The organism is Microbispora sp. H10885 (assembly GCF_014161415.1).
GTDB classification, from domain to species: Bacteria; Actinomycetota; Actinomycetes; order Streptosporangiales; family Streptosporangiaceae; genus Microbispora; species Microbispora triticiradicis.
Window position 1 is genome coordinate 97,253 of the sequence record NZ_JABBWY010000011.1, and the last position, 15,241, is coordinate 112,493.

The window sequence follows — 15,241 nt, forward strand, 5'->3', positions numbered from 1 at the left end:
TTTCGGTCATCTGCGTGAGGTTTACCCCTCGGTCCTATTCGCCGGGCGGCGAAAAATCGTTCGCTCCTCCCGTACGGGCTGCGGGAGCATGGCCAGGGCGATATCGGCATTCGGGAGGGCTGATGGCTGTGCTCGGGACGGTGGACGAGGCCGAAAATGATAAATCCGCGCGGAGATCGGCGCTTTTGCTGGCATTGCGGTACTACTGCGGCGAGCTGAAGCGGCAGTGGCCGATCGCGGCTCCCGCGCTGGTGCTGCCGGCGATCGGGAACATCTGCCTGTTCTATCTGGCGCCGCTGGCGGTGGCGGGCCTTGTGGGGCACCTCTCCGGCGGCCGGGACGGCTCCTTCGACGCGCTGCTGCCCTACGTGCTCGGCTTCGCCGCGTTGCTTCTGACGGGTGAGGCGTTCTGGCGGGCGGGGATGCACTTCCTGAACCGCGCCGACGGCCGGGGCATCGAGCGGCTCGGCGTGCTGGGCATGGACGAGCTGCTGGCCAAGGACGTCGCGTTCTTCCACGACAACTTCGCCGGTTCGCTGACCAAGAGGGTGCTCGGATTCTCCTCCAGGTTCGAGGAGTTCATGGACACCCTCACGTTCTCGATCATGGCGAAGGTGGTGCCCCTGGCCTTCGCCTCGGTGGTGCTGTGGCGGTACGACCCGCTGCTGGTGCTCGTCCTCGTGGGTCTCATCGTCGTCACCGGTGTTCTCGTCGCTCCGCTCATCCGCCACCGGCAGGCCCTGGTCGACGCGCGTGAGGCGGCCAAGGTGCTGGTGTCGGGTCACGTCGCCGACGTGCTGGCCAACATGGAGACGGTCCGCGCGTTCGCCGCCGAGACACGCGAGGCCGTCGAGCACAGGGCCAGGATCGCCGAGCAGCGCCGGCTGTCCATCCGGTCCTGGGACTACAACAACCTCAGGGTGGACATGGTCGTCGCCCCGTTGTCGGTGCTCACCAGTGCCGCGGGCCTGCTCCTCGCCGCGGCGCTCCGCGGCGGCCTCGGTGTGGAGGCCATCGTCGTGACGTTCACCTACTACACGAACGCGATCAACATCATGTTCGAGTTCAACCAGGTGTACCGGCGTATGGAGAGCACGCTCACCGAGGCCGCCCAGTTCACCGAGCTGCTCCTCACGCCGCCGACCGTGGTGGACCCGGCCGACCCGCAGCCCCTGCGCCCGGCCGACGCGAGCGTCCGCTTCGAGCGGGTGAGATTCGGGTACGCCGGCGGCGCGCCGCTGTTCGACGGCCTGAACCTGGACATCCCCGGCGGCACCAAGATCGGGCTGGTCGGGCGGTCCGGTGGCGGCAAGAGCACCCTCACCCGGTTGCTGCTGCGTCTCATGGACGTGGACGGAGGCAGGATCCTGATCGGCGGTCAGGACATCGCCCGGCTGCGGCAGGCCGACCTGCGGGGCCTCATCGCCTACGTTCCGCAGGAACCCGCCATGTTCCACCGGTCCGTACGGGAGAACCTCGCGTTCGCCCGGCCGGGCGCGACCGACGCCGAGATCCTCCGGGCCGCGCGGGCGGCCCACGTCACGGAGTTCGTCGAGTCTCTGCCGCACGGCTTCGACACCCTGATCGGCGAGCGCGGCGTCAAGCTCTCCGGCGGCCAGCGGCAGCGCATCGCGCTCGCGCGCGCCATTCTGCGCGACGCCCCCGTCCTGCTGCTGGACGAGGCGACCAGTGCCCTGGACTCCGAGAGCGAGATCCTCATCCAGGAGGCCCTGTGGCGCCTGATGCAGGACCGTACGGCACTCGTGGTGGCGCACCGGCTCAGCACCGTCGTCCGCATGGACCGCCTGGTCGTGCTCGACCGGGGACGCGTCGTCGAGCAGGGCACCCACGGCGAGCTGCTCCAGGCCCAGGGGTCCTACGCCCGGCTCTGGCACCACCAGTCCGGGGGCTTCCTCGTCGAGGACGACGCCCCCGACGCGCTCCACCTGTGACACGCCGGCTTCACGCGGGCGGCCCGCGGGTGGTCCCGACCGGTTCAGCGCGTCGCGGCGGGCCGGAGCCCGGCCTCCCGGGGGGTTCCCTGGCGCAGGGAGCGTTCGGTCAGGCCGCCGAACAGGAGGCCGATGGCTCCCCACAGGACGAACTGGATGCCGAACGACGCCACTCTGAACCACCACAGCGTGTCGGCGGAGAAGTCGTCGGGAACCTCGTCGATCGGGGGCATCACGGCGTACGCGACACCGACGAGGACGGCGTAGACGACGATGCCCGACAGAGCGGCGTTCCAGGTGCCCAGGCGGGACGACAGGGAACGGCCCGCGTACGCGGCGACCGCCGCCGCCAGGAGGGCGACGAGGATCATCGCGAAGTACAGCGTGGTCCGGCGGCCGATCGAATCGGGGTTGCCGACGGCCGGGGGATTGGCCGGGTACTTCAGGATGGGGGTCACGTACACGACGACGAAGCCGGCGGCGGCGACGGTGAGCGCCGTGGCGCGGGCGCCGAGAGCGCCGAGGCGGCCGTGGGCGAAGGCGTACGCGATGGAGTAGAAGCCGCCGAGGGCGGCGCCGTAGACGAGCAGGGCGGTCAGCAGGCCGGCGGTCTCCTGGACGGTCCGGCTGACGAGTTCCGGTTCGGCGGCCTCTCCGCCGGCCGCCGCCCTCGCCTCCTCGATGGAGATGGCGGCGGCGACCTGGGGTTCTCCGGCGAACCAGGCGACGACGTACGCGAGCAGCGCGGCGGCGAGGCCGACGAGCATGCCGCGCACCAGCAGGGAGCGCATGGTGGGCATCGGGCGGGCCTCAGTGGCAGGGGAAGCCGAGGAGGTGCCGGCCGTCGTGCACGAACTCGTGCACGGTGTGCCCGCTGATGAGGTGGGTGGCGCCCTGCTCCGCGCCGACGAAGTAGAGCAGGATGAGCCCGGCCACGGCGGCGAAGACCGCCCAGGGCAGGATCTCACGCACGGGGATGGTGACCGGCAAGGGCCGGGAGACGGGGACGGCCGGCTGAGCCATGTGATTCTCCTCACGGGGTCGCTCGCCCCGGTGATGGAGGACAACGGGTCAGTGTCCTGACTCCCGGGTCATCGTGTCGCCCGAACCTTCCAGCCGTCGCGGCCGTGGTGACGAGCGGGAGACACTCCCCGGTCACAGTGGCGGGACCGTCCTGGATTCACACCAGGTTCCTGCGCACCGTCGCCTCTGTCTTCTTTTGTCGCCTTGAGCGTGCACCGTCCGCATAAGTACGTCAAGCCGGGGTCCATACTCGTGACCTATGAAGCGAGTCCTGATCATCGGCATCGGCGCCGGGGACCCCGCCCACCTGACCTTCCAGGCCGCCGCGGCCATCGCGGAGACCGACGTGTTCTTCCTGCTCGACAAGGGAGCCGTGAAGGACGGCCTGGTGCGGCTGCGGCGCGAGCTGATCGCGGCCCACGCGCGGGAGCCGTACCGGACGGTCGAGGCGCGCGACCCGGAGCGTGACCGTACGAGCGGCGCGTACGTGGAGGCGGTGGCCGACTGGCGGGCCCGCCGGGCCGATGTCTACGCCCGGCTCATCGCCGAGGAGGTGCCGGAGGACGGCGTCGGCGCGTTCCTCGTCTGGGGCGACCCCGCCCTGTACGACAGCACGATCGCGATCGTCGAGGACGTCCTGGCCAGGGGCGGAGAGCCGTTCGACTATGAAGTGATCCCGGGGATCAGCAGCGTGTCGGCGCTGGCCGCGCGGCACCGCGTCAGCCTGACCAGGGTCGCCAGGCCGCTGCACATCACGACCGGCCGCCGCCTGCCCGCAGACGTCGAGGCCGCCGGCGACATCGTGGTGATGCTCGACGCGGGCTGCGCGTTCGCGGACCTGCCGGAGGCCGCCGACGCCGACGTCTACTGGGGCGCGTACGTCGGGACCGAGGACGAGATCCTCGTCGCCGGGCCGGTGCGCGAGGTCGCCGGCGAGATCCGGCGGCTCAGGGCGGAGGCGCGCGAGGCGCACGGCTGGGTCATGGACACCTACCTGCTCAGGAAGCCCCCCCGATGAGGCCCGTGTCGGTCGTCGGGATCGGCGCGGACGGCTGGGCCGGTCTCACCGACGCGGCGCGCGCCGAACTGGTCGCCGCCGACGTCGTGGTCGGGTCGGCCAGGCAGCTCGCCCTGCTGCCGGCGTCGGTGGCCTGCGAGCGGGCGCCGTACCCGTCGCCGCTGGTCGCGGGGCTGCCGGGGCTGCTCGACGCGCACGCGGGACGCGCGGTCGCGGTGCTCGCCAGCGGCGACCCCATGTTCTTCGGCGTCGGCGCGACGCTCGCCCGGCTGCTCGGGCCGGACCGGCTGCGGGTGCTGCCGCACGTGTCGTCGGCCACCCTGGCCTGCGCGCGGCTCGGCTGGGCCGCCGAGGAGGTCGAGACCGTCAGCCTGGTCGGACGGCCGCTCGCCGCGCTGACCGCGGCGCTCGCGCCGGGCCGTCGCGTCCTCGTCCTCAGCGCGGGCGCGGACACGCCCGCGCTGGTCGCCGCCCTGCTGACCGAGCGGGGATACGGCGCGAGCCGCGTCACCGTGTTCGGCGATCTCGGCGCGGCGACCGAGTCCCGCCGCGACGGCACGGCCGCGGGCTGGCCGGCCGGCGAGACGTCGCCCGCGCTGAACGTCGTGGCGGTGGCCTGCACAGACGTCCCGTCGGCGGTGCCGCTGGGGTGGGTGCCCGGGCTGCCGGACGAGGCGTACGAGTCGGACGGGCAGCTCACCAAGCAGGAGGTGCGGGCGGTCACCCTGGCCAAGCTGGCGCCCCTGCCGGGCGAGCTGCTCTGGGACGTGGGCGCGGGTTCCGGGAGCGTGGCCGTCGAGTGGCTGCGCGCGCATCCGTCGTGCCGGGCCGTCGCCGTCGAGCGCGACCCCGTCCGCGCGGACCGCGTCAGGCACAACGCGGACGCGCTGGGCGTGCCGCGCCTGCGGGTCGTCACCGGAGCCGCCCCGGACGCGCTCGGCGGGCTGCCCGCCCCGGCGGCCGTCTTCGTGGGCGGCGGCGTGACGGGGGCCGGTGTGGTCGAGACCTGCTGGGACGCCCTCGCCCCGGGCGGCAGGCTGGTGGCGAACGCCGTCACCGTGGAGTCGGAGGCGGTTCTCGCCCAGTGGCACGCCCGGCTCGGCGGGGACCTCGTGCGGTTGTCGGTGCAGCGCGCCTCGCCGGTGGGCGGCTTCACCGGGTGGCGTCCCCTGATGCCGGTGACCATCTGGACGGCGCGGAAGGAGCGCGAGCAGTGACGGTTCGATTCATCGGTGCGGGGCCCGGCGCGGCCGACCTCATCACGGTGCGTGGGCTGCGGGCCCTTCAGGCGGCCCCGGTCTGCCTGTACGCCGGGTCGCTCGTGCCGCGCGACCTGCTCGCCGACTGCCCGCCGGACGCGCGGCTCGTGGACACCGCGAACCTCACCCTCGACGAGATCGTCGCCGAGATGACGGCGGCGCACGAGGCGGGGCTCGACGTGGCGCGGCTGCACTCCGGCGACCCGTCGGTCTTCAGCGCGGTCGCCGAGCAGATGCGCAGGCTCGACGCCCACGGCGTGCCGTACGAGGTGATCCCGGGGGTGCCCGCCTTCGCGGCCGCCGCCGCGGCCCTGGGGCGGGAACTGACGGTTCCGGGGGTGAGCCAGACGATCATCCTGACCAGGACGTCGGCGCGGGCCACCCCGATGCCGCCCGGCGAGGAACTCGCGACGCTGTCGGCGAGCCGCGCCACGATGGTGCTGCACCTGGCCGTGCAGCGGATCGCCGCCGTCGTGGCCGACCTGCTGCCCGCGTACGGCGCGGACTGCCCGGTGGCGGTGGTCGCCCGGGCCAGCCGGGACGACGAGGAGATCATCAGGGGCACCCTGGGCGACATCGCCGATCGGGTGGTCGCGGCGGGGATCAGGCGGACCGCCGTGATCGTGGTGGGGCGGGCGCTGACGGCGCACGAGTTCCCCGACAGCCACCTCTACTCGGCCGCGCGGGACCGCGCGTGCTCGTCCTGATCCTCGGCGGCACGGCCGAGGCACGAGCGCTGGCCGCCGAGCTGGCGCCGCTGCCGGGCCTGCGGGTGGTGTCGTCGCTGGCCGGCCGGGTCGCCGATCCCCGGCTGCCGGTGGGCGAGGTCAGGTCGGGCGGCTTCGGCGGCCCGGACGGGCTCGCCCGGTGGATCGCCGAGCACGGTCCGCGGGTCGTGGTGGACGCCACGCATCCCTTCGCCCAGCGGATGAGCGAGTCGGCGGCGCACGCGTGCGCGGCGACCGGGACGCCGCTGCTCGGCTTGCGGCGTCCCGGCTGGTCGGAGGGCCCGGAGGACGTCTGGCTGCGGGTGCCGTCGCTCCGGGCGGCGGCGGACGCGCTGCCCGGTCTCGGGAGCCGCGTGTTCCTGACGACGGGCCGCCGCAGCCTGCCGGTGTTCGCGCCGCTGACCGGGCTGTGGTTCCTGGCGAGGTCGGTCGACCCGCCGGAGCCGCCGGTGCCCGCCAACGTCCACGTGATCCTCGCCCGGGGGCCGTACACGGTGGCGGGAGAGCGCGCCCTGATCGGCGAGCACCGGCTCGACGTGCTGGTCACCAAGGACAGCGGCGGGGAGCAGACCCGCGCCAAGCTGGTCGCGGCGCGCGAGGCGGGGCTGCCGGTCGTCATGGTGGACCGGCCCGCGACGCCCGGCGGCGTCACCCGGGTGACGGACGTCGCCGACGCCGTCACCTGGGTACGCGATCACGCGGGATAGCGGCGCGGGGTGAAGACGACCGCCCCGTCCCCGCGCTCGACGACGCGGGTGGTGGACGAGCCGACGATCAGCAGGCAGCGCATGTCGATCGCGGCCGGGTCGAGCTCGCCCAGAGTGGTGATCACGACCGACTCCCGCTCGCCGCCGACGTCGCGGCCCACCACCACGGGCGTGCCCGGATCGCGGTGTTCGAGCAGCAGGTCGCGGGCCGCGGCGACCTGCCAGGTGCGGGTCTTCGACGCCGGGTTGTAGATCGCGAGGACGAGGTCGGCGCGGGCGGCGGCGGAGATCCGCCCGGCGACCACCTCCCACGGCTTGAGCTGGTCCGACAGCGACAGCACGCAGTAGTCGTGGCCGAGCGGCGCGCCCGCCCGGCCGGCCACGGCCTGCGCGGCGGTCAGACCGGGCACCACCCGCACCGGGACGTCCGCGTAACGCGGGTCGGCGGCGGCCTCCAGCACCGCGCTGGCCATCGCGAACACGCCCGGGTCGCCCGACGACACGACCGCGACCCGCGCCCCGGCGAGGGCCAGGTCGAGCGCGTGACGGGCGCGCTCGGCCTCGACGCGGTTGTCGGTACGGTGCCGGGTCTGGCGGGGGTTGGGCGCGACCCGGTCGACGTAGGGGCCATACCCGACCAGGTCCGTGGCCTCGGCGAGGACCTCCTGGGCCTCCGGGGTCAGCCAGGGCCGCCCGGCGGGGCCGAGGCCGACGACCGCGACCTCGCCTGCACCGGTGCGTCCGGCGGGCTCCGGCACGAACGTGAGCTGCGCCGGGCTGGGGATCAGCGCCAGCGAGAAGTACGGCACCTGCCCCGGGTCGACGTCCTTGAGCGGGGCCACACGCTGGGCGTCGGTGGTGGCGCGTTCGACGTACCAGGCCTCGTCGAGGCGGCCCGCCTCGGCCAGCGCGTCGCGCACCTTCTCGAACGTGCGGCCCAGCTTGAGCACCGCCGCCGAGTCCGTGCCGCGCAGCTTCTCGGCCAGCACGGCGGCGGGCAGCGTCCCGGGCAGGACCGTCAGCGTCTCGTCGCGTTCGACCAGCGGGCGGCCCAGCACGGCGGACGCCCCCGCGATCGAGGTGACCCCGGGGACGACCTCGGCCGGGTAGCGGTGCGCGAGCCGCTTGTGCATGTGCATGTACGACCCGTAGAAGAGGGGGTCTCCCTCGCACAGCACGACGACGTCGCGCCCGGCGTCCAGGTGCGCGGCGAGGCGGTCGGCGCAGCCGGCGTAGAAGTCGTCGAGCGCGCCCTGGTAGCCGCCGGGGTGGTCGGTCGTCTCCGTCGTCAGCGGATACTGCAGGAGCTCCTCGATCTGCCCGTCGCGCATGTGGTGGGCCGCGATCGACCGGGCGATGCTGCGGCCGTGCCGCGCCGCGTGGTAGGCGATCACGTCGGCCTCGCCGATCAGGCGGGCGGCCTTCACGGTCATCAGTTCGGGGTCGCCGGGGCCGAGGCCGACGCCGTAGAGCGTTCCTGTCACGTCTCGTCACTCCTGCTCGCAGGCGATGGCGTTGACCGCCGCCGCCGTCATGGCACTGCCGCCCCGGCGGCCGTGGACAACCAGAAACTCCAGGCCGGACGCCGCGAGGGCGCGCTTGGACTCGGCCGCGCCGATGAAGCCGACCGGGACGCCCAGCACGGCGGCGGGCCGTCCCGCGCCTCCGGCGACCAGTTCGAGCAGCCGGAACAGCGCGGTCGGGGCGTTGCCGACGGCCACGACCGCGCCGTCGAGTCGGTCGAGCCACAGGTCGAGCGCGGCGGCGCTGCGGGTGGTGCCGAGCCGCTCCGCGAGGGCGGGCACGCGGGGGTCGCCGAGCGTGCAGACGACCTCGTTGCCGGCGGGCAGGCGCTTCCTGGTGATGCCGGAGGCGACCATCCGCGCGTCGCACAGCACGGGCGCACCCGCCAGCAGCGCGGTGCGCGCCTTCTCGACCACGCCGGGGGAGTAGCCGAGGTCGCCGACGAGGTCGGTCATGCCGCACGCATGGATCATGCGGACCGCGACCCGGGCGACGTCGGCGGGCAGCCCCGACAGGTCGGCCTCGGCCCTGATGGTCGCGAACGACCGCCGGTAGATCTCCGCTCCGTCGCGGACGTAGTCGTGCTCGGGCACGGACACCTCTGTTCGTGGATGGCGGACGGTGGATGGAGCGGGCGGTGGATGCACGGACTGGACGGACTGGACGGACGGTCAACGGCGGACGTCGTAGCCGCCGGTCGTGGCGACCACGTCGGTGACCCGGCCCCTCGGGCGGCCGCAGCGGCGTTCGCAGCCCGCCCAGTGGATCAGGCCGGCGTCGAGCGGTTCGGCACCCGGTGGCTGGAGACCCGGCGGCCCGACAACCGGTGGTTCGGGCACGCCGGACTCCGCCCAGCGCACCGCGTCCGCCTGGACGTCGGCCAGCGCCTTCCCGCAGCCGGGCCGCCCGGTGCAGGCCGACAGTCTGGCGTACGGCGAGGCGGGGTCGATCACCAGCCCCGCCCCGGCGAGCGCCTCGGTCACCGGCCCGACCGCCTCGGGCGCGAGGTCGGGCAGCACGACCGTACGCCACGGCGTCAGCCGCACCTCACCGGCGGCCAGATCGGCGAGCAGGCCGGCCTGGCCGGCGGTCAGCCTGCCGAGGGGGACGATCACGTCGAGCGCCACCCGGCCGTCCACCTGCGCGGACGGGCCGCCCCTGCGCGGAGTGGCGGGCGTCACCGGCACGGGGGGCAGGACAGCGAGCCGACGGGGGAGCCGGCCGGGGAGGCGGGCGGCGATCGTCGCGGGTCCGCCGGGGAGTTCGGCCACCCGCCAGGCGTCCCCGCGCACCTCCTGGAACTCCTCGGCCGCGGCGAGCGCGACGGAGACGGCGTCGTCGGCGGTCACCGACCCGACCGGCTCCCCCGCGAGCAGCAGGGTCAGGCCGCCGCCGGGCTGGGAGACGGGGTGCGCGGCGAGGGTCACGTCCGCCCCGAGCCCGAGGACGTCACCCGTTCCGTCGTCGAGCGCGAACAGGAACCGGCCGGGCAGCTGAGCCAGGGCGGCGCGGCCGCACAGGGCCGCGTCGAGGTCCGCCACCAGGGGCCGCACGTCCAGGAGGGCCGTCGCCGAACGGCCGCTGAGCGGCGAGGCGACGATGTTGCGCACGCGCTCGTGGGTCGCGGACGGCAGCAGTCCGGCGGCGGCCATCCGCGCGGCGAACGCCGGTGGGTCGGCCAGCCCGCGCACCTGCACGTTGGCCCGTGACGTCAGTTCGACGACCCCGGCGCCCAGCTCGCGGGCGCAGGCGGCCAGTTCGCGCAGGGCGCCGGCGGCCAGCCCGCCGCCGGGCACGCGGACGCGGGCCAGCGCCCCGTCCGCCGCCGCGTGCACCTGGAGCGCGCCGGGACACGCGTCCTGGGCGGCGCGCCCAGAAAAGCCACCCATGACCACGAACAGGATGCTAACGCCAGTTTTCTGACACGACCTCCGTCACGTAGGGTCTGCGGTGAGCGATGGCAAGCGGAGGAAGCCGGTGTGAATCCGGCGCGGTCCCGCCACTGTGACCGGGGAGCGAACCCCACCACACGGCCACTGTCGGAAGACGGGAAGGCCGGGGTGAGCGTCGATCCGGGAGCCAGGAGACTCCTGCCGTCGCGCCGCCACGACCCGGGGCGAGGACCCCGAGGGAGGACCTTGCCGTGCGCACAGACGCGTCCGCCGCGCAGCCCGTCGTCGTCCTGTTGTCCACGTCGGACACCGACCTGTTGAGCGCCCGCGCGAGTGGGGCCGCGTACCGGCTGGGCAACCCGGCGCGGCTGACCGTGGACGACCTGCCCGCGCTGGTCGAGGGCGCCGGCCTCGTGGTCGTCCGGCTGCTCGGCGGCCGGCGTGCCTGGGAGGACGGGCTGGACGCGCTCCTCGCGGGGCCGTGCCCGGTGGTCGTCCTCGGCGGCGAGCAGGCCCCGGACGCCGAACTCATGGAGCTGTCCACGGTGAGCGGCGGCGTCTGCGCCGAGGCCCACGCCTACCTCGCGTACGGAGGGCCCGCCAACCTGGCCGAGCTGCACGCGTTCCTGTCGGACACGGTCCTGCTGACCGGGCGCGGCTTCGCGGGCCCGGCGCCCACACCGAGCTGGGGGGTCCTCGAACGCGAGGGCCGCCCCGGCGACGGGCCGGTGATCGGGGTGCTCTACTACCGGGCGCACCACATGGCGGGCAACACGGGCTTCGTCGCCGCCCTCTGCGACGCGATCGAGGACGCGGGCGGCCGGGCGCTGCCGGTCTTCTGCTCCTCGCTGCGCACCGCGGAGCCGGATCTGCTCGACGTGCTGGGCGGCGCGGACGCCCTGGTGGTGACCGTGCTCGCGGCGGGCGGGGCACGGCCCGCGACGGCGTCGGCCGGCGGCGACGACGCGGCCTGGGACGTCGGCGCGCTCGCCGCACTCGACGTGCCGATCCTGCAGGGCCTCTGCCTGACGACGAGCCGCGCCGAGTGGGAGGACAACGACGACGGGCTGTCCCCGCTGGACGCCGCCTCGCAGGTCGCGATCCCCGAGTTCGACGGGCGGATCATCACGGTGCCGTTCTCGTTCAAGGAGATCGACGACGACGGCCTGACCGTCTACGTCGCCGACCCCGAACGCGCGGCGCGGGTCGCGGGCATCGCCGTACGCCACGGGCTGCTGCGCCACGTGCCCCCGGCGGACAAGAGGCTCGTCGTGATGCTGTCGGCGTACCCGACGAAGAACTCCCGGGTCGGCAACGCCGTCGGCCTGGACACCCCGGCCAGCACGGTCAGGCTGCTGGCCCGGCTGGCCGAGGAGGGCTACGACCTCGGCGGCGGCTTCCCGGGCCAGGCCGAGCAGGACGGCGACGCGCTGATCCACGCCCTGATCGCCGCGGGCGGCCAGGACCAGGACTGGCTCACCGAGGAACAGCTCGCCGCCAACCCGGTGCGCATCCCCGCCGCCGCCTACCGCGCCTGGTACGAGACCCTCCCCGCCGGCCTGCGCGCCGACATGGAACGCCACTGGGGCGCGCCGCCCGGCGAGCTGTTCGTCCACGAGGGCGACATCGTGCTCGCCGCGCTGCGGTCGGGCAACGTCGTGGTGATGGTCCAGCCTCCACGCGGCTTCGGGGAGAACCCGATCGCGATCTACCACGACCCTGACCTGCCGCCGAGCCACCACTACCTGGCGGCCTACCGGTGGTTGTCGGCCGAATTCGGCGCGCACGCCATGGTCCACGTCGGCAAGCACGGCAACCTGGAGTGGCTGCCCGGCAAGTCGGCGGGCATGTCGGCCTCCTGCGGCACCGACGCGGCGATCGGCGACCTGCCGCTGGTCTATCCGTTCCTGGTGAACGACCCCGGCGAGGGCACCCAGGCCAAGCGCCGCGCGCACGCCGTGCTCGTGGACCACCTGGTGCCGCCGATGGCGAGGGCCGAGACGTACGGCGACATCGCCCGCCTTGAGCAGCTGCTCGACGAGCACGCGACGATCGCGGCCATGGACCCGGCGAAGCTGCCCGCGATCCGCGCCCAGATCTGGACCCTCATCCAGGCCGCCCGCCTCGACCACGACCTCGGCCTGTCCGAGCGCCCGCACGACGCGGAGTTCGACGAGTTCATCCTGCACGTGGACGGCTGGCTCTGCGAGGTCAAGGACGCGCAGATCCGCGACGGCCTGCACGTCCTCGGCGCGGCCCCGGCCGGTGAGGCCCGGGTGAACCTGGTGCTGGCCATGCTGCGCGCCCGCCAGATGTGGGCGGGCCGCGAGACCCTGCCCGGCCTGCGCGAGGCGCTCGGCCTGACCGAGGACGGCAGCGCCGCGACCGCGTCCGTGGACCGCGTCGAGGCCGAGGCCCGCGCCCTCGTCACCGCCATGGAGCGGCTCGGCTGGGACCCGGCCGCCGTCGCCGACGTCACGGACGACCCGGAGGTCGGGCGGGTGCTGACGTTCGCGGCGACCGAGGTGGTGCCGCGGCTCGCGCGTACCACGGACGAACTCGACCACGTGCTGCACGCGCTCGCCGGGGGCTACGTCCCCGCCGGGCCGTCGGGGTCGCCGCTGCGCGGACTGATCAACGTGCTGCCGACCGGCCGCAACTTCTACTCCGTCGACCCGCGTGCCGTGCCGAGCCGCCTCGCCTGGGAGACCGGGCAGGCCATGGCCGACTCGCTGCTCGCCCGCTACCGCGCGGAGACCGGCGAGTGGCCGCGCTCGGTCGGGCTGTCGGTGTGGGGGACCAGCGCCATGCGCACCGCCGGCGACGACATCGCCGAGGTGCTCGCCCTGCTCGGCGTGCGGCCCGTCTGGGACGAGGCGTCGCGGCGCGTCACCACGCTCGAACCCGTGCCCCTGGACGAGCTGGGCCGCCCGCGCGTGGACGTGACGGTGCGCATCAGCGGGTTCTTCCGGGACGCGTTCCCGCACGTGGTGGCGATGCTCGACGACGCCGTCCGGCTCGTCGCCGGGCTCGGCGAGAGCCCCGAGGACAACTACGTGCGCGCCCACGTGGACGCCGACCGGGCCGCGCACGGCGACGCCAGGCGTGCGACGCTGCGCGTGTTCGGGTCGCGTCCCGGCGCGTACGGCGCGGGCCTGCTGCCGCTCATCGACAGCGGCAACTGGCGTGACGACGCCGACCTCGCCGAGGTGTACGCCGTCTGGGGCGGCTACGCCTACGGCCGCGACCTCGACGGCGCGCCCGCCCGCGAGGACATGGAGAACGCCTACCGCCGCATCGCCGTCGCCGCCAAGAACGTGGACACCCGCGAACACGACATCGCCGACTCCGACGACTACTTCCAGTACCACGGCGGCATGATCGCGACCGTACGCGCGCTGACGGGCCGCGCGCCCGCCGCGTACGTGGGCGACAGCACCCGCCCCGACGCCGTCCGCACCCGGACCCTGTCGGAGGAGACCGCGCGGATCTTCCGCGCCCGGGTCGTCAACCCCAACTGGCTCGCCGCCATGCGCCGCCACGGTTACAAGGGCGCGTTCGAGCTGGCGGCGACCGTGGACTACCTGTTCGGCTACGACGCCACGACCGGCGTCGTCGCCGACTGGATGTACGACACGCTCGCCTCGACGTACGTGCTCGACCCGGTCAACCGCGACTTCATGGCCAAGTCGAACCCGTGGGCGCTGCACGGCATCGCGCAGCGCCTGCTGGAGGCCGCAGAGCGGCGCATGTGGGAGCACCCGGACCCGGAGGTGCTCGCCGGGCTGCGCGACGCCTATCTCGCGATCGAGGGCGACCTTGAGGAGGGCTCGGCGTAGGCGAGCAGCCGGCGGGCGAGTTGCGGGGCGCCCGCCCAGTGCAGGTGCAGGTACGAAGCGGTGAGCCGGGCGTCGCCGGCCCCGTCGGCGCCGCCACGCCACCGGAAGACCGGCTGCCCGCCGCCGGTGACCGTGGTCCGGTGGAACTCGTGGCCCCTGAACCGCTCGCCCTGCCGGGTCAGCAGCGTGTCGCGCACGGCCACCGCGTCGCGGTAGCCCAGCGTCAGCCGGCCGGTCATGTGCGCGACGCCCGGCACCCGGCCGCACATGGGGCGGCCGTCCAGCTCCTCGCACAGGTAGAGCAGCCCCGCGCACTCGGCCGCCACCGCGCCCGGGAACGCGGCGACCTCGGCGCGCAGGGGCTCGTTGGCCGACAGCTCGGCCGCGTACATCTCGGGGAAGCCGCCCCCCACGACCAGCGCGGAGGCGCCTTCGGGCAGGGACTCGTCGCGTACCGGGTCGAACACCGCGACCTGCGCTCCGGCGGCGGTGAGCATCTCGGCGTGCTCGGCGTACCCGAACGTGAACGCGGCGCCGCCCGCGACCGCCACCACCCGCCGCGCCCCGGGCTCCCGGCCGTCCGACGGGTCCCACGGCTCGCCGGTGAGCGGCGCCGCGGTCCCGGCCAGCCGTACGAGACCGTCCAGGTCGCACGAGCCCGCCACGAGCGCGCCGAGCCGGTCCACCGCCGTCACGGCGGCGGGCAGCCGCTCGGCCGCCGGGACCAGCCCGAGATGGCGGGACGGCGTCACCACGTCGTCGTCACGGTGGACCGCCCCCAGCACCGGAACCCCGGTCTCCTCCAGCGCCGCCCGGCACAGCTCCTCGTGCCGCGCCGACCCGAGGCGGTTCAGCACCACGCCCGCCACCCGCACCCGCGAGTCGAACGTCGCGAAGCCGTGGACCAGCGCCGCCACCGACCTGCTCTGCCTGCCCGCGTCCACGACGAGCACCACGGGGGCACCCAGCAGCCGCGCCACGTGCGCGGTCGAGGCGAAGTCGCCGTCGCCGCGCCCGTCGAACAGCCCCATCACGCCCTCGACGACCGCGATGTCGCAGCCCGCGGAGCCGTGCAGGAACAGCGGCGTCACCCGCTCCTCGCCGGTCAGCCACGGGTCGAGGTTGCGCCCGGGCCGCCCGGAGGCGAGCGTGTGGTAGCCCGGGTCGATGTAGTCGGGCCCCACCTTGAACGGCGCGACGCGCAGTCCGCGCGCCGCGAGCGCCGCCATCAGGCCCGTGGCCACGGTCGTCTTGCCGCTCCCCGAGGCCGGGGCCGCGACCACCAGTCGCGGGACGCCG

12 protein-coding genes and 2 riboswitches are annotated in these 15,241 nt (G+C 74.6%); of the genes, 6 read left to right on the plus strand and 6 right to left on the minus strand.

What is annotated here, in order from left to right:
- Positions 1-185: 185 nt before the first annotated feature.
- A complete protein-coding gene (locus HHX37_RS27590) occupies positions 186-1,952 on the plus strand; it encodes an ABC transporter ATP-binding protein (RefSeq protein WP_259403879.1) in 1,767 nt (588 codons plus the stop codon).
- A 44-nt stretch (positions 1,953-1,996) separates the two neighbouring features.
- Here HHX37_RS27590 and HHX37_RS27595 read toward each other — a convergent pair whose 3' ends face one another.
- Together HHX37_RS27595 and HHX37_RS27600 are read right to left on the minus strand one after the other, a co-directional pair.
- Entirely contained in the window at positions 1,997-2,752 is a 756-nt protein-coding gene (locus tag HHX37_RS27595) for a CbtA family protein (RefSeq protein WP_182887331.1), read from the minus strand.
- A 10-nt stretch (positions 2,753-2,762) separates the two neighbouring features.
- Entirely contained in the window at positions 2,763-2,975 is a 213-nt protein-coding gene (locus tag HHX37_RS27600; protein ID WP_111698211.1) for a CbtB domain-containing protein, read from the minus strand.
- A 28-nt stretch (positions 2,976-3,003) separates the two neighbouring features.
- A riboswitch (cobalamin riboswitch) is annotated at positions 3,004-3,210 on the minus strand.
- Positions 3,211-3,234: 24 nt separating this feature from the next.
- Between HHX37_RS27600 and cobF the strand changes: the two genes are divergently transcribed.
- The 4 genes from cobF to HHX37_RS27620 are packed head-to-tail and all read left to right on the plus strand — an operon-like array spanning position 3,235 to position 6,687.
- The gene (gene cobF, locus HHX37_RS27605) at positions 3,235-3,993 is read left to right on the plus strand and encodes a precorrin-6A synthase (deacetylating) (protein ID WP_182882325.1); all 759 of its coding nucleotides are present in this window, start codon (positions 3,235-3,237) and stop codon (positions 3,991-3,993) included.
- Positions 3,990-5,210: a precorrin-6y C5,15-methyltransferase (decarboxylating) subunit CbiE gene (gene cbiE / locus HHX37_RS27610; RefSeq protein ID WP_182887332.1), complete on the plus strand. Its 1,221-nt coding sequence runs from the start codon at positions 3,990-3,992 to the stop codon at positions 5,208-5,210. Before cobF ends, cbiE begins: the two co-directional genes overlap by 4 nt.
- Positions 5,207-5,959 (plus strand): precorrin-4 C(11)-methyltransferase, encoded by a 753-nt coding sequence (cobM, locus tag HHX37_RS27615; protein WP_182887333.1) that lies wholly within the window; start codon positions 5,207-5,209, stop codon positions 5,957-5,959. Before cbiE ends, cobM begins: the two co-directional genes overlap by 4 nt.
- The gene (locus tag HHX37_RS27620) at positions 5,947-6,687 is read left to right on the plus strand and encodes a cobalt-precorrin-6A reductase (RefSeq protein WP_182887334.1); all 741 of its coding nucleotides are present in this window, start codon (positions 5,947-5,949) and stop codon (positions 6,685-6,687) included. The genes cobM and HHX37_RS27620 overlap by 13 nt, the downstream gene beginning before the upstream one ends.
- Here the strand turns inward: HHX37_RS27620 and HHX37_RS27625 are convergent.
- The 3 genes from HHX37_RS27625 to cobG form a co-directional block, all read right to left on the minus strand.
- Positions 6,675-8,171, minus strand: a complete 1,497-nt coding sequence (locus HHX37_RS27625; RefSeq protein ID WP_182882322.1) for a precorrin-2 C(20)-methyltransferase — start codon at positions 8,169-8,171, stop codon at positions 6,675-6,677. The genes HHX37_RS27620 and HHX37_RS27625 overlap by 13 nt on opposite strands.
- Positions 8,172-8,177: 6 nt before the next feature.
- A complete protein-coding gene (locus tag HHX37_RS27630; RefSeq protein ID WP_182882321.1) occupies positions 8,178-8,804 on the minus strand; it encodes a precorrin-8X methylmutase in 627 nt (208 codons plus the stop codon).
- 78 nt (positions 8,805-8,882) lie between these two features.
- Positions 8,883-10,100, minus strand: coding sequence for a precorrin-3B synthase (gene cobG / locus HHX37_RS27635; protein WP_182887335.1), 1,218 nt, complete (start codon positions 10,098-10,100; stop codon positions 8,883-8,885).
- 78 nt (positions 10,101-10,178) lie between these two features.
- A riboswitch (cobalamin riboswitch) is annotated at positions 10,179-10,301 on the plus strand.
- Positions 10,302-10,354: 53 nt separating this feature from the next.
- Between cobG and cobN the strand changes: the two genes are divergently transcribed.
- Positions 10,355-13,942: a cobaltochelatase subunit CobN gene (gene cobN, locus HHX37_RS27640; RefSeq protein WP_182887336.1), complete on the plus strand. Its 3,588-nt coding sequence runs from the start codon at positions 10,355-10,357 to the stop codon at positions 13,940-13,942.
- Here the strand turns inward: cobN and HHX37_RS27645 are convergent.
- Positions 13,900-15,228 carry a cobyrinate a,c-diamide synthase gene (locus tag HHX37_RS27645; protein ID WP_220503238.1) on the minus strand — a complete coding sequence of 443 codons (1,329 nt, stop codon included), beginning with the start codon at positions 15,226-15,228 and terminating at the stop codon, positions 13,900-13,902. The genes cobN and HHX37_RS27645 overlap by 43 nt on opposite strands.
- Positions 15,229-15,241: the final 13 nt, after the last annotated feature.